The sequence below is a fragment of the Brevibacillus sp. NRS-1366 genome (assembly GCF_050467985.1).
Map to the genome: position 1 here is coordinate 288,862 of NZ_JBITPN010000002.1, position 17,834 is coordinate 306,695.

The 17,834-nt window shown below is 48.8% G+C and carries 19 protein-coding genes; 16 read left to right on the top strand and 3 right to left on the bottom strand.

Annotated elements, in window-relative coordinates; all coding sequences use genetic code 11:
- The first annotated feature begins 117 nt into the window (after nt 1-117).
- From ACIFQN_RS02100 to ACIFQN_RS02120, 5 genes are all read left to right on the top strand, one after another.
- Entirely contained in the window at nt 118-558 is a 441-nt protein-coding gene (locus tag ACIFQN_RS02100) for an Rrf2 family transcriptional regulator (protein ID WP_429831351.1), read from the top strand.
- A gap of 60 nt (nt 559-618) precedes the next feature.
- A complete protein-coding gene (locus tag ACIFQN_RS02105; RefSeq protein ID WP_429831352.1) occupies nt 619-1,008 on the top strand; it encodes an IDEAL domain-containing protein in 390 nt (129 codons plus the stop codon).
- Nucleotides 1,009-1,039: 31 nt separating this feature from the next.
- Complete coding sequence (locus ACIFQN_RS02110) at nt 1,040-1,603, top strand: thioredoxin family protein (RefSeq protein WP_429831353.1); 564 nt, start codon at nt 1,040-1,042, stop codon at nt 1,601-1,603.
- A 43-nt stretch (nt 1,604-1,646) separates the two neighbouring features.
- The gene (locus ACIFQN_RS02115; protein ID WP_429831354.1) at nt 1,647-2,861 is read left to right on the top strand and encodes an MFS transporter; all 1,215 of its coding nucleotides are present in this window, start codon (nt 1,647-1,649) and stop codon (nt 2,859-2,861) included.
- Between the two features lie 113 nt (nt 2,862-2,974).
- Nucleotides 2,975-3,397, top strand: a complete 423-nt coding sequence (locus ACIFQN_RS02120) for a hypothetical protein (protein WP_429831355.1) — start codon at nt 2,975-2,977, stop codon at nt 3,395-3,397.
- A gap of 60 nt (nt 3,398-3,457) precedes the next feature.
- Here the strand turns inward: ACIFQN_RS02120 and ACIFQN_RS02125 are convergent, their stop codons facing one another.
- Nucleotides 3,458-3,859, bottom strand: coding sequence for an ArsR/SmtB family transcription factor (locus ACIFQN_RS02125; protein ID WP_429831356.1), 402 nt, complete (start codon nt 3,857-3,859; stop codon nt 3,458-3,460).
- Nucleotides 3,860-4,276 carry an SRPBCC family protein gene (locus ACIFQN_RS02130; protein WP_429831357.1) on the bottom strand — a complete coding sequence of 139 codons (417 nt, stop codon included), beginning with the start codon at nt 4,274-4,276 and terminating at the stop codon, nt 3,860-3,862. It lies immediately after the preceding gene.
- A 324-nt stretch (nt 4,277-4,600) separates the two neighbouring features.
- Here ACIFQN_RS02130 and ACIFQN_RS02135 point away from each other — a divergent pair, with 324 nt between their 5' ends.
- On the top strand, nt 4,601-5,557 hold the full coding sequence (locus ACIFQN_RS02135) for a Gfo/Idh/MocA family protein (RefSeq protein ID WP_429831358.1): 957 nt from the start codon (nt 4,601-4,603) through the stop codon (nt 5,555-5,557).
- 109 nt (nt 5,558-5,666) lie between these two features.
- Nucleotides 5,667-6,497 carry an alpha/beta fold hydrolase gene (locus ACIFQN_RS02140; protein ID WP_429831359.1) on the top strand — a complete coding sequence of 277 codons (831 nt, stop codon included), beginning with the start codon at nt 5,667-5,669 and terminating at the stop codon, nt 6,495-6,497.
- 99 nt (nt 6,498-6,596) lie between these two features.
- On the opposite strand, the gene ACIFQN_RS02145 is transcribed toward ACIFQN_RS02140, so the two are convergent.
- A complete protein-coding gene (locus ACIFQN_RS02145) occupies nt 6,597-7,481 on the bottom strand; it encodes a LysR substrate-binding domain-containing protein (protein ID WP_429831360.1) in 885 nt (294 codons plus the stop codon).
- Between the two features lie 138 nt (nt 7,482-7,619).
- Between ACIFQN_RS02145 and ACIFQN_RS02150 the strand changes: the two genes are divergently transcribed.
- The 9 genes from ACIFQN_RS02150 (at nt 7,620) to ACIFQN_RS02190 (ending at nt 17,802) form a co-directional block, all read left to right on the top strand.
- The gene (locus tag ACIFQN_RS02150; protein ID WP_429831418.1) at nt 7,620-8,555 is read left to right on the top strand and encodes a dipeptidase; all 936 of its coding nucleotides are present in this window, start codon (nt 7,620-7,622) and stop codon (nt 8,553-8,555) included.
- 53 nt (nt 8,556-8,608) lie between these two features.
- Complete coding sequence (locus ACIFQN_RS02155; protein ID WP_429831361.1) at nt 8,609-9,676, top strand: P1 family peptidase; 1,068 nt, start codon at nt 8,609-8,611, stop codon at nt 9,674-9,676.
- Entirely contained in the window at nt 9,673-10,989 is a 1,317-nt protein-coding gene (locus ACIFQN_RS02160; protein ID WP_429831363.1) for a serine hydrolase domain-containing protein, read from the top strand. The genes ACIFQN_RS02155 and ACIFQN_RS02160 overlap by 4 nt, the downstream gene beginning before the upstream one ends.
- Nucleotides 10,990-11,296: 307 nt before the next feature.
- The gene (locus ACIFQN_RS02165; protein ID WP_429831364.1) at nt 11,297-12,637 is read left to right on the top strand and encodes an ABC transporter substrate-binding protein; all 1,341 of its coding nucleotides are present in this window, start codon (nt 11,297-11,299) and stop codon (nt 12,635-12,637) included.
- Between the two features lie 18 nt (nt 12,638-12,655).
- Complete coding sequence (locus ACIFQN_RS02170; RefSeq protein ID WP_429831365.1) at nt 12,656-13,606, top strand: carbohydrate ABC transporter permease; 951 nt, start codon at nt 12,656-12,658, stop codon at nt 13,604-13,606.
- On the top strand, nt 13,606-14,439 hold the full coding sequence (locus ACIFQN_RS02175; RefSeq protein ID WP_429831366.1) for a carbohydrate ABC transporter permease: 834 nt from the start codon (nt 13,606-13,608) through the stop codon (nt 14,437-14,439). Before ACIFQN_RS02170 ends, ACIFQN_RS02175 begins: the two co-directional genes overlap by 1 nt.
- A 726-nt stretch (nt 14,440-15,165) precedes the next feature.
- A complete protein-coding gene (locus ACIFQN_RS02180) occupies nt 15,166-15,333 on the top strand; it encodes a hypothetical protein (RefSeq protein ID WP_429831367.1) in 168 nt (55 codons plus the stop codon).
- A gap of 28 nt (nt 15,334-15,361) precedes the next feature.
- Nucleotides 15,362-15,997: a hypothetical protein gene (locus ACIFQN_RS02185; RefSeq protein WP_429831368.1), complete on the top strand. Its 636-nt coding sequence runs from the start codon at nt 15,362-15,364 to the stop codon at nt 15,995-15,997.
- Nucleotides 15,994-17,802: a fumarate reductase flavoprotein subunit gene (locus ACIFQN_RS02190; protein ID WP_429831369.1), complete on the top strand. Its 1,809-nt coding sequence runs from the start codon at nt 15,994-15,996 to the stop codon at nt 17,800-17,802. Before ACIFQN_RS02185 ends, ACIFQN_RS02190 begins: the two co-directional genes overlap by 4 nt.
- Nucleotides 17,803-17,834 lie beyond the last annotated feature (32 nt).

Here is a 17,834-nt window from a genome sequence, read left to right on the forward strand (position 1 = left end):
TGCCAAGGCTCCTTTTTCCAGTGTATAAGAATGTATAATCGCGAAACTTGTGTTATTGACTTTCTTAACTGTACGCAATATGATTACAGTATCGCTCTTGAGGAGGCTGTCTGTGAAGTGAATAGTGAATTTACTATAGCTGTCCACAGTCTAGTCTTATTGGCTCACATACCGGACCATATGGCTAGCAGTGAGCTTATCGCAAAAAATGTACGTACCAATCCAGCCAGAATTCGCAAAATCATGAGTATTTTGCGTAACCAGGGCTTCGTGAAGACAAAAGAGGGAATCGGTGGCGGCTATATTTTGGGCTGTGATCCAACAAAGGTCACTTTGGCCCAGATTTATCGCTCCGTCTCCAATGGAACATTGAAGCCGCATTGGTGCTCAGGAGATCCGGAAGAATCATGTCTGGTTTCTGCTAATATGCATAATGTAATGGATCAAATTTTTTGTGAAGCAGAAGTCTATTTTACGAATTACCTGGATCGGATTACGATTGAATCGGTATTGGAAAAAATTAAGCAAGGATCATGCCAAGTAAGGAAAGAAAAGTAGGGACGATGTTCCTTAGCCAAACTGTAACTTTTATAACAACAATTAAGGTGGTGCGACAGTATGAATCACGGAGAGCTTGTGGAAATTGGGGATTGGGTCACTGGCAAAACCAAAAATGGAGAGTTAATACACGGCTTTGTTGAAAGCACTGATTCATTACGAGGTACCGTGAAAGTATATGTGGTGGACAGTGACAACGACATCGCAGTAGGCAAAAGCATCGTAACGGTAAAACAATGGATTGATGTCCTTCCGGTGTCGACCTTCGAGGATGAAGAGCATATGAGTGATTTGATCGATCTGGCGCTGGTAACCAAAGATAAAGAGTGGTTTAGAGAGCTCACTGCGAAAACAGCGAAAAGGCAGGCATCGCGATCAAGCGGGGGCTTTATAGCGAGAAAATCAAGCATTCGAAATCGGTTAGGCAGTTCCGCAATTTGGGAGCAATAACACATTTACAATAAAGGCAGGGGAATGTAAGATGGCTACGGTCGATCACAGTGTTTGGTATGAAAAAGGGATGACATTCGGTCAGTACTTGGAGAGTATGAAGGTAAATCGGGATGAAATGACACGCGTTTATGAACAGCTCGAATTTACCGATGAAGACCGGGCCGTCTGGCAAGAGGTTGCCAAGAAAAATGGGAAAGGTATCGTCCTTACTGCTGATTGGTGCGGAGACGCTGCCTTGAATGTTCCTGTTTTGCAGCGGATAGCAGAAGAGAGTAACATCGAGTGGCGTTATCTCATTCGTGACGAGAACCTGGAACTGATGGATCAGTATTTGACCAATGGAACATCCAGAGCGATTCCGATTTTCATTTTCCTCGATCAGGAAGGTCACGAAACAGCGGTGTGGGGACCACGTGCCCTAGAAGTACAGGAGATGATCACTTCTTTGCGTTCTACCTTGCCAGCAACGGATTCCCCTGATTTTGAAGAGAAACAGAAAGACCTGTACCGTTCCTTCAAAGAAAACATCACGTCTGATCCAACCATCTGGCGTGCCGTAATTGAAAGTGTGAAAGCGAAGCTCCAAGGATAAATAGAGAGAAAAAACAAATCTATAAACGGATAGGAATGGATAAATGAATATGAATGCTTCTGGGAATAGTGGGCGACCGATTCTCTTTCTAATGATTAACATGTTTATTGCGATGCTTGGAATCGGCCTCATTATTCCAATCCTGCCCGAGTTCTTAAAGGAATTCGGAGCGGGTGGAAAAACAGCCGGTTACCTTGTCGCGGCATTTGGATTAACACAGTTTCTTTTTTCACCCATTGCGGGGGAATGGTCGGATAAATACGGTCGTAAAATGATGATCGTATCTGGTCTTGTATTGTTTACCATCTCCAATTTGGTTTTTGCTTTGGCGGAACACACATGGGTACTGTATCTTTCCCGTTTGATCGGGGGAATCGGTGCAGCGGCGATGATTCCGTCCATGCTTGCCTATGTAGCAGATATCACAACCGAGGATAAGCGCGGAAAAGGGCTTGGACTTCTAGGCGCGGCGATGTCACTTGGCTTTGTTATTGGCCCTGGGATTGGTGGTTTCCTAGCGGAGCTGGGGCTGCGGATGCCATTTTACATTTCAGCCGCGGTTGCTGCTGTGGCGTCGATTGGCTCCATATTCTTTTTGTCCGAGTCTCTTTCCAAAGAAAAACAGTTGGCTGCACGAAACGATCAGTCAAAGAAGGAAAACATTTTTCTGCAACTGGGTTCTTCCTTTAAATCGTCGTATTTCATCATGCTCGTGCTGATTTTCACGATGACCTTTGGCTTAGCCAATTTTGAAGTGATCTTTCCACTGTTTGTAGATGCCAAATTCGGATATACACCTCGTGATATTTCCATCATTATTACAGTGGGGGCACTCGCCGGAACGATTGTTCAAGCAGTGCTGATCGGTAAGCTCATTACTCGTTTTGGCGAGAAAAAACTGATCAACTGGACATTTTTCTTTTCCGCAGTTGCCATTGTGCTGATGCTGCTATCAGGTAATTTCTGGTATATGCTTGTGCTCACTGTTCTCTTCTTTACCCTGACGTCGATCATGCGTCCAGCGATCAACACGCTGCTATCCAAGCAAGCGGGAGATGAACAAGGTTTTGTCGCAGGGATGAACAATGCTTATATGAGCTTAGGGAATATTTTTGGCCCGGCAGTTGCGGGAACTTTGTATGGAGTCCATCTGAATGCACCGTACTTGTTCGGTGCGATCATCTTGGTACTCAGCTTGTATTTGTCGCGCATGGAAGGGCGTCGAAGCATGAAGCCGGTTACGGCTTCATCCAATTAAGTTCAATCAAAGAGCAGCACAAAGGGGGATAAACTCTTTGTGTTGCTTTTTTTTTTGCCCGACGAAGGCCCTGCTTGCTTGAAAAATGTCCCATTCCAGAAAAAAAGACCTGTATGCGATTGGATAATACGTCCAGTTGTGGCAGTTGGGATTATTTGGGACACTTGGGAGTAGTGGTTTTTGAAGGGGGAACGTTCTTTGAAAAAAGGGACAGTCCTGATCCTGCTGGCAGCGCTGCTTTTGACAAGCTGCAGCCAGCCGGGTTCAGAGGTGCAAGCTACGCCTGTCAGCCAGGAAGCCGAGAAGCAAGCAAAGACAGCGGCTGCAACAGAAACAACAGCGTCCTCACTCGAGAAATTATGCAAACCGATAATATGATCATTGATCGGAAACAGCAGATCTGGCAGTACGCCGTGGATACAGGTAATCGGCTGTGGAGAGAGTCTGTCCATAACGGAAATCAGGAATTCCGAGATGTGATTAAGGAAGGGCGTCAAGGAAATCAAGAGTCAATCGAGAAGCGAAATTCCCAGTAAATGAAAAGGATAGCGACATCAGATGTATCTCGTGTCGCTATCCTTTTTGTTGCGGACAAGCTATTTTTTATCAGGTACTTCTATTGTTTGCCCTTCATTGTTGTGAACAAGACGTGGACCGGCAGGTTCGTTGTCTGTGGTCGGATTGTTTTCTACCAGTCGCTTGAGGGCATTCAATTTATTGTCCCAGAAGCGCTCGTAGTAGGATAACCAGCTTTGCAGCTCTTGAAGCGGCTCGGGCTGCAGACGATACCGTGTCTCACGCCCTACCTTTTGCTCCTTGACCAGACCGGCATCGCTGAGAATGCGCAGATGCTTGGAGACGGCAGTACGGCTGATGGGAAAATGCGAGCTGATTACCGTCACAGCCATGTCACGATCGGTGAGCAATTCAAGCAGCTTGCGGCGAGTCGGATCGGCTATCGCCTGAAATACGTCGTGCTTGGCAGGTGAGGCGCCCATTTACGCTTCCACGTACGCCTTCAGCTTCGGCAGCACACTTGAATCCCAGCCTTGGTTCATTCGATCGCGTACAACTGTATGCGTTTCACCGAACTCGGTAACGGTATCTTCCGACCAGCCGGAGTGGATCAGCGTAAATTCTGTCCGTCCATCCAACTCTTTTAAGGCAAAGGTAATGACCCAGTCTTTCCCCCATTTGAACACAAGGCGGTTAGGCGGATCAATCTCCTGCACTTCGCAAGGCGAGTCGCCATATGGGGAGTGGATGGTGAAGGCTTGTCCTGCCACAGGCTGAAAATCGTTGGGCATGAACCAGGCGGCGATGCCATCTGCTGTTGCGACTGCATCCCATACTTTTTGCAGCGGTGCCTGAAATACTTGGGTTTGGACAATGTCTGGAATGGAGTGGTTGGACATAAGGAATTCCTCCGTATCATAAAGTTTGTTTGTAACGAGTACCAAAAAAATAGGAAACCAAAACGTTTCGCTTTTTGAGTATACGAAACCAAATGGTTGCGTGTCAATGGGACACGCTCGGGAATGAGGAGAATCCCTGTCCATTCAGAGTATCCCCCGTTACAATTTATCGCGTAGTGTCACAATTACCAGTGATGTACGGGATCGAACGGACGACGCTTGTAACTCTCTTTTTTTCAATTCAATTGTTTATTCACAAGGAAAGTTCAGGTAAATGGAGAAATGGGGTAGGGAGAACTTTCATCAAGAAACGAGGGAAACGAGATGAACCAGAAAAAATGGAATGTAGGTGTCATCGGTGCAGGTGTAATGGGTGAGCGCATGATGAATGCGATGCGTACTCACGAAAAATTTCGCGTAGCAGCAGTGAGTGATGTATCAGCAGAAAGGGCACAAGAAGCAGCTAAACTATCCGAAGACGTGCCTTGGTATACAGATTACAAGCTGTTATTGGAAAAGGAAGAGCTGGACGTCATTTATTTGGCCGTTCCTCCGAAGTTCCATCACGCCATCGCTTTGGATGTGCTGGCTCACAAAAAGCATTTGCTGTGCGAAAAGCCATTGGCGAATTCTCTCGCGGAAGCGGAAGAAATGCTGGCAGCTGCAAAAGAGGCGGGAGTGATTCATGCGATGAATTTCCCGCTCTACTATCAGGCGATCTTCCCGCAGCTGCGCTCTCGCTTGGAAGAGTTGGGGACGATCCGCCGAATCGACATTTTGACTCATTTCCACCAGTGGCCGCGTCCATGGCAGCAAACGCCTTGGCTGTCTGGCCGAGAGCAGGGTGGATTCATCCGCGAAGTCCTGCCCCATTTTACCCATTTGACGTATGCGTTGTTCGGCGATGTAGAGGTCGTTCGCTCCGAGGTCGAATATCCGGCAGATCCAGCCGCTTGCGAAACAGGGGTATCCGCTTATTTGCGATTGGCAGATGGGACGCCTGTTACGATTAATGGGCTCGCTGGTATTGGTCATCAGGAGCACTTGGATTATCGGATATATGGTACAGAGGGCACGCTTAGCGTCGTGAACTGGGCGAATCTTTTTGTCGGTGGAAACGGGGATGCGCCTGTACCGGTGGAGATCGCACCGTTCGACCGCCTGTCATTGCTATTAGATGAGCTGGCGACTGCGATAGATGGCGGCGAAGCTAGACTGGTTACTTTTGAGACGGGTGTGAAAGTACAAAAGGTGCTGGAAGCGCTGCTCGGTCACGAATAAGAAGATTCATCATGAAAAGGCGAGGATATCGCCTTTTTTTCGTAACAATGATGACAAAACAATTCTGACATCCAATATGTTAAAATCTGGATGAGGAGTCCGGATTTCAGTGAAGAGGGTGAAGGGATTGGGACAAACAGGGTTTGTAACGGTTAAGGAAGCGGACATTTATTACGAGATCGCAGGTAAAGGAAACTCGATTGTATTCTTGCACGGAGCTCCATTGGACAGTCGGATGTGGGAACCGCAGATGGACGCACTTTCCAAACAGTTCCAGGTCATTCGGTTTGACCTGAGAGGTCTTGGAAAAACGAAAGATCCCGGCTTTCCGTTTACCTTGTATGAGGACATCCATTCTCTCTTGCAAACGCTGCAGATAGAAAAGGCATCATTTGTGGGGGCATCCTTTGGCAGCTATGTGGGTGTAGAATTCGCTCTAGCCTATCCTGAAATGGTAGAGCGGCTCGTTCTTGTTTGTCCAGGCGGCTTCGAGCCACCATCTGAGGACAGGCAGCAATGGTTCAAAAAGATGACGGAAGCATTCCATCACGGAAATATAGAAGAAGCGCTGGATATCAATCTTCATCTGCTTTTAGATGGTCCCGAGCAGCAAAAAGGGCGCGTGCAAGAAAGGCGCGAATGGCTCAATGAGATCTTTCGCGAAATTTTTAGCCAGTCAGCAGCGCAGGGGAATAAACCGACATGGCTTGAGCCCGACCCTAGGGGACGCTTGGAGGAAGTTTGGGTACCGACATTGATTGTTTCCGGTCAGTTGGACCATCCCGATTTTATTCGAACAGCAGAGAGACTTGCCAGTCAAATTTCCCATGCCAAACATGTAATGCTTCATAACTCCGCGCATTTTCCCAACATCGACAGTCCAAATGAAATGAATGAATTAATCGAACGCTTCTGTTCAGCGGACATCCTCTCAAAGTAATACGTAAAAAGAAAAAAAGCTCGTAACCATTAGGCTACGGGCTTTTCGGTGGCCCTTCCAATACCTTGCTTTGCATGATCAGGAAGCAAGTTCATGAAGTTATACTTTCTGATTCAGTAAAAAATCAACAAACGTTCGCATGATCCCGTGAAATGGCGTATCCTTCAGGTAGATCAGTTCAAAATTGCGATTGATTTGGGGCAGATTGAGCACCGCTACTTCTTTCAGCTCACCCTCTTGCAAATCCCGGGTAATGGCAAAACGGGGCAAAAAGGCGATGCCCAGCTTTTGCTTGACCATCCGTTTGACCACTTCGATATTGTCTGCCTCCATGACGACGTTGTTTTGCAGCTGGTAATGACTGAAGGCATTGTTGATCAGCTTCCAGTCGAGCGAGCCGCGATTGAACAGGATCAGTGGCTCGCGGGCAACCTCTTCAATCGAAACCTGGTGGCGGAAGGCGAAGGGATGCTCTGGGAAAATGGCCAGCACCATATCATCGGACATCAATTGAATGCGATTAATTTGCGGATGGGTAACAGCCCGGGCTATGCCGAACGATACCTCGTGATTAAGCACCATATCGAGCACCTGGTGGGAATGTCCGGTGAGAATCGTCAGCTTGATCTTGGGGTAAAGCTGCTGAAATTGCTCAACCAATGCAGGCAGAATGTAAAAGGCCGAGACGAATACTGCCGAGATGGTCAACTCGCCTTCTACGTCGCCGTGGGAGCGCTGGATAGCCTGCTGCCCTTCCTGCAGCAGGTGCATGATATTTTTGGCGTATGGAAGGAACAGGTCTCCTTCTTTGGTTAGGGAGATGGTATGCCCCGTGCGCTGGAACAATTTACAGTCCAACGATGTTTCGAGTGCCTTGATTCGCATGCTGACGGTTGGCTGGGAAAGGTACAGCAAATCAGCCGTTTTACTGAAGCTCCCAGTCAGGGCAACGAATATAAACGCTTCAATTTGCTCCATATTCATAGAAATTGCTCCATTATGCAAAATTTTTAAGATGCCTATTGCAATATTTTATTGGAATCGCTCTCAAAAATACCTTACCGTAAAATCAGGAGAATAGGTAGTGTACTTTAAAGAAAAAGATAGGGGACAACGATGGCAATGACAAGCATGAATATCATTGATTTTCACTGCGACGCTCTTTTGAAAATCTGGGAGAATAAAGGGAATCTGGCCTTTCATGATGCAGGAGAGCTGGATGTCAATAAAAAACGTTTGCTCCAAGGCGGGGTAAAGGTCCAGTGCTTTGCTATTTTCACGCCTCCGGACATGCCGTCCGAGCAAAAATTTCAGGCGGCCTTGGATCAAATCCATTACTTCTATGTAGAGGTGCTGGGCAAAAATCCAGAGATGAAGCAGATTCGCAATTGGAGTGAGTTGGACCTTTTGCAGGAGGGGGAAATCGGGGCCATACTTACTCTGGAAGGAGTCGAGCCGATCGGTAATGATCTGAAAAGGCTGAACATTCTTTATCGATTGGGCGTGCTTTCTGTCGGGCTGACGTGGAATCCTGCGAATTTGGCGGCAGATGGTGTTTTGGAGCCGAGAAATGCAGGATTGACGGCGTTTGGCAAGGAGATCATTCAGTTCCATAACGAGCACAAAATCCTGACAGATGTTTCTCATCTGAGCGAGCAAAGCTTTTGGGATACATTGGAGGTTGCTGTATACCCAATCGCGAGCCATTCCAATGCGAGAGCTGTGTGCGACAACCCGCGCAATCTGAATGACGAACAGGCCAAAGCCATGTTTGCAAAAGGGGCAAACGTGCATGTTGTCTATTGCCCGATGTTTGTTAAAGAGACGGGTGTTACGACGATTGATGACCTGATCCGCCACATTGACCATTTTTGCTCGCTGGGCGGGGTGCGCCAGATTGGACTCGGCTCAGATTTTGACGGGATCACGACAAAGGTAATGGGACTCGAGCATGCGGGCGTGAGTCAAAATCTGATCAATGAGCTGCTCAAGCGCTATTCAGAGGAAGAAGTGCGCGGGTTTGCCTTTGAAAACTTCTTGCGCAATCGCCCAGTGTAGGACCCGTGAGCAGGCGAAATGGACGTTGTTGATAGAAAGGATCGGGATCGAGGATGAAGATGGTTCAAAAACAAAAAATTCGTGCTTATGGTGTGACGGTAGGTCAGCTATCTACAGGAGAAAAAAACGATATCACCGACGTACCTGGGGTGCTTGTCGGGCATGTGACGATTCAGCGTGAATTGGATGAGGCGGGGGAAGAGTACGCCTGCACAGGTGTGACAGCGATTTTGCCGCACAAAGACAGTCTGTTTCGGGAAAAAGTGACCGCTGCCAGCTACGTGATCAACGGTTTCGGTAAGACGACCGGGCTCGTCCAAGTCAATGAGCTGGGTGTCCTAGAGTCTCCGATCATGCTGACGAATACATTTTCTGTACCCGCTGTCACCCAGGGAACGCTTGAATACATGCTGGATACGAATGAAGAAATCGGAGATACCACAGGGACGGTCAACATCGTGGTAGGAGAATGCAACGATGGGCATCTGAATTCAATTCGCCACTGTGTCGTGCGACCGGAAGATGCACGTGAAGCGATCAAGCGAGCATCAAATGCTCCGGTAGAAGAGGGAGCGGTCGGTGCAGGGACGGGAATGGTCGCGTTTGGCTACAAGGGAGGAATCGGTTCTTCTTCACGCGTCATCACTGTAGGTGAACAAGTGTTTACATTGGGTGTACTTGTGCTCAGCAATTTTGGCAAAAAGGAAGAGTTTCTCGGGGACAAGCTGTTTGTGGAAAGCATGAAGGAAGTACCGGCCATAGACAATCAAGAGGACGGTTCTATCATTATCGTAATGGGAACAGATGCACCGCTGAGTGACAGGCAGCTCTTGCGTGTAGCCAAACGAACAGGTATTGGCCTTGGGCGCACTGGCAGCCATTTCGGCAACGGGAGCGGCGATATAGTGATCGCTTTTTCGACCGCGCAGCGCATCTTGCATCAGACAGATGACTTCGTGGAATCACGTGTGCAAGTCCGTGAAGATCACCCAGCCATGAACCTGTTGTTTGCCGCTGCAGCAGAAGCAACCGAGGAAGCGATCTACAATTCTCTCTCCCAAGCGGTGACAACGAAAGGGAGAAAAGGTCGCATCGTACACGCATGGGGGGATGTCCAGTGAATCAGTCGAAGATATCAGCTTTGACAGACTACGTAAACCAATTCATGGAGGAGCACAACGTTCCGGGTCTTTCCATCGCCATCTCCCATCAAGGTGAGGTCATCTACCAAAATGGCTTTGGGGTTCGTGATCACGATAGGAAAGAACCGGTAACGCCAGAGACGCTGTTCGGGATTGCCTCAGTCAGCAAATCTTTTGCTGCTGTTGCGATCATGCAGCTCGTGGCAGAAGGAAAGCTGTCCGTGGATGATCCTGTCAGCAGATACGTTCCGTCCTTTCGAATTGGCGGGAAAATCAATGCGGACAGGATCAAAATTCGCCATCTGCTCTCGCATACCTCGGGGGTTCCTCCGCTTTTGCGCCGCGAAGAATTGACGAAATTAAATGATCATTTGGCGTATCTAGGAGACTTGGACATTGATTCCCTGGGTGAGCCAGGCGAGTATTTCAGCTACTGCAATGACATGTTCCTCTTGCTCGGGGCCATCATCGAGCGCGTCACCGGCCGCCTCTTCCGCAGATATGTGACAGAGCAGTTGCTGGAGCCTTTGCACATGCATCGCAGCACCTTCAGTCTGGAGGAAGTAGCCCGCCTGCACAATGTATCTGTTCCCTATGTTCAAAAAGGGAACAAGCAGGTGGAGCCGGCGCCTTGGCCTGCACTGGGAAATTACGAGGTCGGCGGAGGGATTCGTTCCAATGTGCTGGACTTGATGCAGTACGGGCAAATCTTTGTCAATGCAAGGCAATATCAGGAAAAAGAGATTGCCAGCGAATCGCTTTTACGCTCTATGTGGCAGCCTGTCCATCGTTTGACGAGAAACGCATGGTATGGCTATGCGCTCAGAATGGTGCCTGACTATTCCGGGGTTACGCTGGTCGAGCATGGTGGAGGACAGCCTGGTGTGTCATCCAACTTTGGGTTTGTTCCAGAGAAAGGGCTGGTTGTCGCAGTCCTGTGCAATCTGGATAACGTCCCGATTCGCAATGTGTGGCTGGCCGCTGTCAATGCTGCCTTGGAATTGCCGCTGGATCAAAAGGATGGCGAAGAGCCGAGCTATGAGGCGAGCAAAGAAGAGCTGGATAGACTGGTCGGGACCTACCAATCGGCAGAAGGAGGAAATCTGCGTCTATTCCAAAGAGACGGCATCCCTGTGGCTGATGTGGCAGGAACCGAATTCGAGCTGAGGGCAAGCGGCAGCGACACGCTCGTCTTTCTGCAAAACGGCAGCCCCCTCCGCTTCTTCTTCAAAGCAGAGCGCCAAGCTTGGGCGGTATTGCTAGGAATGAGAATGCTAGTTCGGGCGAAATAATAGAGAGCATTCGCCCAAACAACGAATTAACATCCCGTCTCACGATCCAAAAAGTGAGCGGGATGTTTTCATTTGATTGCATCGCGGCCATCACCGCACAAAGAAGTCTTCTACCCCCAGTGAAACTATCAAACAGACCGGAACGAAAAAGAGCAAAAGCTGTTTCCTCTCCTCCACTAAAGCCCGCCCAGAGTGAAGCGAAAAGTAGTAAAGATAATGCAAACATTGGTAAAGATATCAAAACCAATTATTCAGAATATTTATTATAATACGAACTGTCCTACAAATATATAAAGGGGGTTCGTGTATGGGAATTCGTTCCTGGATTTCTATGGCACTCAATCTGAGTGTCGTGACAGCATTGTTGGTAGGATGTAGTCAGCCTGCCGCCACTCCACAGGCTCAAGCGCCGACGTCGGGAGCTGGCAACGAGCAGAGCGGACAGACCGTCAAGCTGAAGATGGTAGAGAGCATTACTAGCCCGCAGCGGACCGAGCTGTTAAAAGGGATGCTGGCTCAGTTTGAGGAGAAAAATCCGGGAATCAAGGTCGATTTGATTTCTCCCCCGTTTGAGGGAGCTGACCAGAAAATTACCCAGATGCTGATGGCAAAAGAAGAACTGGACGTACTGGAAGTGAGGGAATTCAATGCCAAGCAGTTTTCGATGAACGGATTTATCGAAAATTTGAAGCCCTACACGGATAAATGGAAAAACTACGATCAGCTTACAGATGTCGCCAAGCGACGCGCCACCTGGGTAGAGAATACCCCGTACTACATTCCAAATGGCCTGTATCAGCGCGTCCTGTATTACCGGACGGATTGGTTCAAGGAAGCGGGTATTGAGGTTCCAAAGACATGGGATGAACTGCTCGCTGCAGCCAAAAAGCTGTCTGATCCAGCCAAAAACCGCTTTGGCTACAGTTTCCGGGGTGGACCTACGGGATGGGACTACGCACTGATCACCATGTGGGCATACAACGGCACACAAGTGGATCCGGCTTCCGCCTTTTTCTTAAAGGATGGACGCACGATTTTCTCTACGCCAGAGTCGCTCGAAGCGATGCGCTATTACAAACAGCTTTACAAGGAAGCATCACCGCCGGATTCTGTTAGCTGGGGCTTTCAGGAAATGGTACAGGGCTTCGTAGCAGGCTCGACAGCTATGCTAATTCAGGACCCTGATGTGATCGACGGAGCTAAAGAAAAAATGCAAGAAGGCACGTGGGCAACTGCGCCGATCCCCATTGGACCATCAGGAGTAGCGCAGCAGGTAGTAGGCGGTCCTGGCTGGGGCATGACGGCATACTCGAAGCACAAGGAAGAAGCGTGGAAGCTGATCGAATTCCTCTCTGATCCAGAGCAAGCCACCCATTTTGCCAAAAAGACGTCTGTCATCCCTGTAGTGAAAAGCGCTGCAGAAGATGAGTTTTACAAGACTGGCTACTTCAAGCCGTTTATCGAAATGAATCAGCAATCATCTACGTTCCTCGACGTTTCCAGGCCGGTGGATTACAAAGGCTGGGGGGCTTGGCAAAGCACTGCGGACAAAGAGATTCAAGGCTATTTAATGGATCAGCTCTCTGCAGAGGATTTGTTGAAAAAGTGGGACCAATACTGGACGAAAGAAAAAGCCGAGCGTAAATAGACGAGGGGGAAGATTCACGTGCAAACACAAAAACCCATCGTCATGACTCCGAAGACGATCGTACCGGAACGAAAAAAACCGTTCCGGCTATCAAAAGAAGGTGTCTTCATCCTTCTATGCCTGTTGCCAGCGGTATTGTTTGTTTCGGTATTTACGTATTATCCGCTTTTGCGCGGTGTCATCATGTCGTTTCAAAACTACACGCTGTTTGACCTGATGAATATCCAGTTTATCGGATTGGACAACTTTATCAACGTATTGACGAGTCCTGAATTCCCGCGGGTGGCGATAAACAGCTTCTACTGGGTAGTGATTTCCTTGTTTTTTCAATTGCTGTTTGGTTTCGCGCTTGCCCTCATGATGCGCCGCAGTTTTCGCGGACGGGGAATTTACCAGGCCTTTGTTTTTTTCCCGTGGGCCATGTCCGGCTTCTTGATCGGGCTGATCTGGCGCTGGATGTTTAATGCGCAATTCGGCGTGATCAATGATCTCTTGCTAAAGACAGGTCTGATCGATGCCCCGATCCCTTTTTTGGCTGACGGAAAATGGGCGCTTGCCGCAGTTATCATCGCGAATATTTGGTATGGGGTCGCCTTCTTCGCCATCATGATCCTGGCTGCACTGCAATCCATACCCGAAGAGCTGTACGAAGCAGCGGCAATGGACGGAGCTGGGCGGATTCAACAGTTTTGGAGTGTGACCCTTCCGTACATTCTTCCTACGATGCTGGTGACGATTTTGCTTCGGGTCATCTGGATTCTCAACTTTCCCGATATCATTTATTCGATGACAAACGGGGGCCCAGCAGGCTCTACCCACATTTTTGCAACATATATGATTGATAAAGTCATCTTTGGGCAGGATTACGGTCAAGCCTCGGCGATCGGTGTCATCATTGTCTTGATTCTGCTGTTGTTTACGATTTTTTACGTGAAAGCGACCAAAGTGGAGAAGGGAGGGGACTTCTGATGGATCGTGATCATCTATGGTGGAAAACAGGCAGAGTTGTTGTGCTGGGAGGATTTTTGGCTTTTGCGATTTTTCCCCTGTACTGGATTGTCATCACATCGCTCAAAGGTCAAAAGGAAATCTTTTCGCTGCCGATTCGCTATTGGCCTGAACAGGTTACCTTTCTCAACTACATTGAAATTTTTCGGATTTCCCACTTTCAGGTATACATTTGGAACAGCTTTCTCGTTTCACTGTTTGCTTCTGCGGTGGTTGTGGTGATCGCCATGCTCGGTGGCTACGTACTGGCCAGGTTTTCCTTTCGGGGGAAACGGCAGGTGATGTTTGGTTTTTTGATTACCCAGATGATTCCGATGTTTATCGGGATGGCGCCTTTGTACGTCATGATGTCCAAGATGCATATTTTAAACAGCCTGGCATCGCTCATGCTGATCTACACGGTGATGCTGATCCCTTTTTGCACGATTATCATGTCTGGTTTCTTTCAGCGAATTCCCAATGCTTTGGAGGAAGCGGCGATGATGGATGGCTGCTCGCGGATTAGTGCCTTGTTTCGGGTCATTGTGCCGATCATGCTTCCAGGGATTGCAGCCACGTTTATCTTTGCCTTTGTCCAGTGCTGGAACGAGCTGATCATGGCCGTCCTGTTCATTGATGAGGAGTCGGTCAAAACCATTCCGGTAGCGATGAACGCCTTTATCAAAAAGTACGATATCGAGTGGGGAGCGATGTCAGCAGCCACAGTGCTGTCGGTTATCCCCACGATGCTGTTGTTTGCTTTTTGTCAGAAATATTTGGTCGAGGGGCTTACGCAAGGGGCTGTGAAAGGGTAGCGATGAGAGCACTTTTCCATTACGGAAAGTGCTCTTTTTAACGTGTAGGAAAGTTTAAAAGTGCTTCACATTGTAAAAGCATCATTGCTTTAACTTTCTGGAGCGCATAACAAGGTGCTTCAGCGTCTGCATCTGGCTTAACTTCGGTAAAACCTTTCGCTAAATCACGGTCGCTCCTCAGCGAATAGACCTCGGTTTAATTTTGGTTTGTCCATATAAAAACTTCCTGGGGGTCCCCCAGAAAAAGGAAGGGGGAAGACTCATGGCTGGCCGAGGAAAAGGGAGAAAAAAGCGAAGATCTTTGGGGCCCATCCGAGGAGGAACGGAAAAAACGAAACACGCTTTTAAGCGTCCACTTCTGAGAAGCTTCCTGAATCGGCCACTTTGGACGCGGTTTCGCTTTTTCCGTGGAGCCGTGCAGGGATGACCCTTCAGCAAGGGACCCAAGAATCTGGAGCGTTTTCTCCCTTTTCCGCTCCTCCACTACAGCCTCACAGACCACCTACCAAAGGACGCGGGTGATTTTCTCGCGTTTTTCTTAATGTTATACGTGCCACTGGTAATATCTCATGCGCTTTTACCTCGAACAGACTGCATGTTTGTGGATCGTACTGAATATTCTATAACATAAAACATCCATCATCCAGCTGACCCATCTTAGATCAACAGGACGTCTTTCTTACGGATCCACCAAAGCAAATCCCGTATGGAAAGGAAGGAGCCCGGATGAATGTTTCTCACTGCTGTGGCGCTTCGACAGTGATGGTAACTCGATCGGATCATCCCCACATTTATGATGACATGTATGATTTACGGGTCCCTGTCCTCGTCTGTACGAAATGCGGAAAGGTGCTTGATCCAAAATCAATCGAAGGCGGCAAAGAAGAGCAATAGCAGGGATTGGATAGGAGGGAGAACGAATATGCATTTGCAGAGAGCCTTGACCCTGAGAAGCAAAGCGGACTTTTTGGTTGAATTAGTCCAGACGGTCAGTGGCTTGTTATTGGTTGGTTTTTTATGGACACATATGCTTTTTGTCGCCAGCATTCTTTTGGGAGTGGAGGCATTTAACACACTCGCCCATTTCATGGAGCAGTTTCGGCTGTTGGATATTGCCGTGGTTTTCATCATATTAACGGTTACCGCTCACGTCGGGGCGGTGCTTCGCCGGATACCCGGCCGCTGGCAGGAACAAAAAATCGTGTGGAAGCATGCCAAAATGATCAAACACGATGACACCTGGTCGTGGCTGTTCCAGGCGGTTACGGGAAGCGCCATGCTGATCTTGATCATCATTCATGTTTTCACTGTCGTTTACGTCGGGATTGACGCAAAGCTGAGTGCGGATCGGGTTCATTCATGGATGCTATGGTTTTATCTCGTTTTTTTGGTATTGGCTGAGTATCACGCCAGTGTTGGCCTTTATCGTGCCCTTGCCAAATGGGGATTCGTGCAGCGTCAAAGTCTGAAACGAGTGTTAACCGTCGTTACCATCTGTACGATCGCTTTGGGTTGTGTGAGCTTGTGGGTATTTTATTCGCTGGGGGGTTCCGCATGAATCGATATGACAGTTTCACTTCGGACGTATTGATTGTCGGAGCCGGGCTGGCTGGTGAACGCGCTGCCATCGAAGCGTGTTCACAAGGTCTTCATGTCATCATCTTAAGTTTAGTTCCCCCCAGGCGCTCCCACAGCTCAGCTGCACAGGGTGGTATGCAGGCTTCGCTCGGCAACAGCGCCATGGGCAAAGGAGACAATCCCGATGTCCATTTTGCCGATACGGTCAAAGGTTCCGATTGGGGTTGCGACCAAGATGTTGCCCGTCTCTTTGCGGAAACAGCACCGATTGCCGTTCGGCAGATGTCATACTGGGGAGTTCCGTGGAACCGTATCGCTGCGGGCACGCGTATGTATGACGGAAAAGAAATCTATGAAGATCCGGAAAAAGAAGGACTGATTACGGCCCGAAACTTCGGAGGGACAGCCAAATGGCGCACGTGCTATACAGCAGACGGTACCGGACATACCCTCCTCTATACCATGGATAGTGTTGTCATCAAGCTGGGAATAACGGTTCACGATCGAACCGAAGTTCTATCTTTGATTCAAGACGGCACGTGCGCAAGCGGCGTAGTAGCCAGGTGCTTACGTACCGGAAAACTCCGGGTGTATACGGCAAAGTCTATTGTAATGGCGACAGGCGGGTATGGCAGGCTTTACGGCGCCTCCACCAACGCGATCATTAATGAGGGGAACGGTATGTTTGTCGCTTTGGAAACGGGAGTCGTTCCCCTCGGAAATATGGAGGCCGTTCAATTCCATCCGACAGGCATTGTCCCCTCCTGGATTCTGATTACGGAAGGCGCCCGCGGCGATGGCGGATACCTGCTGGATAAGGATCTCCACCGATTTATGCCTGATTATGAACCCAATAAGAAGGAACTCGCTTCCCGGGATGTGGTTTCACGCCGCATCATGCAGCATATTCGCAAAGGATACGGTGTTGAAAGTCCGTACGGGCACCATGTCTGGTTGGATATAAGACATCTAGGTGAAAAGCACATTAATACCAATTTGCGGGAGATTGCCAATATTTCTCGCAATTTTACAGGGATTGACCCGGTCCATGATTTAATCCCCGTTCGCCCGACTCAACACTACAGCATGGGCGGGATCCGCACCAATATGGACGGAATGGCTTACGGGCTGGAAGGATTGTTTGCCCTGGGCGAAGCCGCTTGTTGGGATATGCACGGCTTTAACCGTTTAGGCGGAAATTCGCTCGCCGAAACAGTCGTTGCCGGTATGATCGTAGGCGATAAAATTGCCAGATACACCAAGGAAGCCTCCCTTCATCTATCATCTGCTCAGATTGAAGAGCATGTGCGATTCCAGGAAGACCGGATCCAGGCCCTGATCGACTGCCGAAACGGGAAAGAAAACGTCTATGAGCTGCGCCGTCAGATGGAAAATATCCTCAGTGAAAACGTGGGAATTTTCCGTTCGGAGGAACCCTTGCAAAAAGCAGTTGATCAGCTTCATGAACTGCATCAGCGCTCCCTTCACGTAGGCCTTCGCAGCAAAGGTCAGGGTGCCGATCCTGAGCTGGCTTCCGCTCTGAGAATAACTGGGATGATCAAGTTAGCTTATTGCATTGCAGGTGGAGCATTGGCGCGAACCGAAAGCCGAGGCAGTCACTTCCGCGAAGACTACCCAAAAAGAGATGATGAGAACTGGTTAAAGCGGACATTGGCCTACTGGCCGACTGGTGCCGATCGACCAGTATTGGAATACGAACCTGTGAAAATTACCGAATTGCCGCCTGGTGACCGGGGATACGGCGAAGCAAGCGCCAAACGATGATCTTCTGATTTTGAGCGGAATGGAGGAGAAAA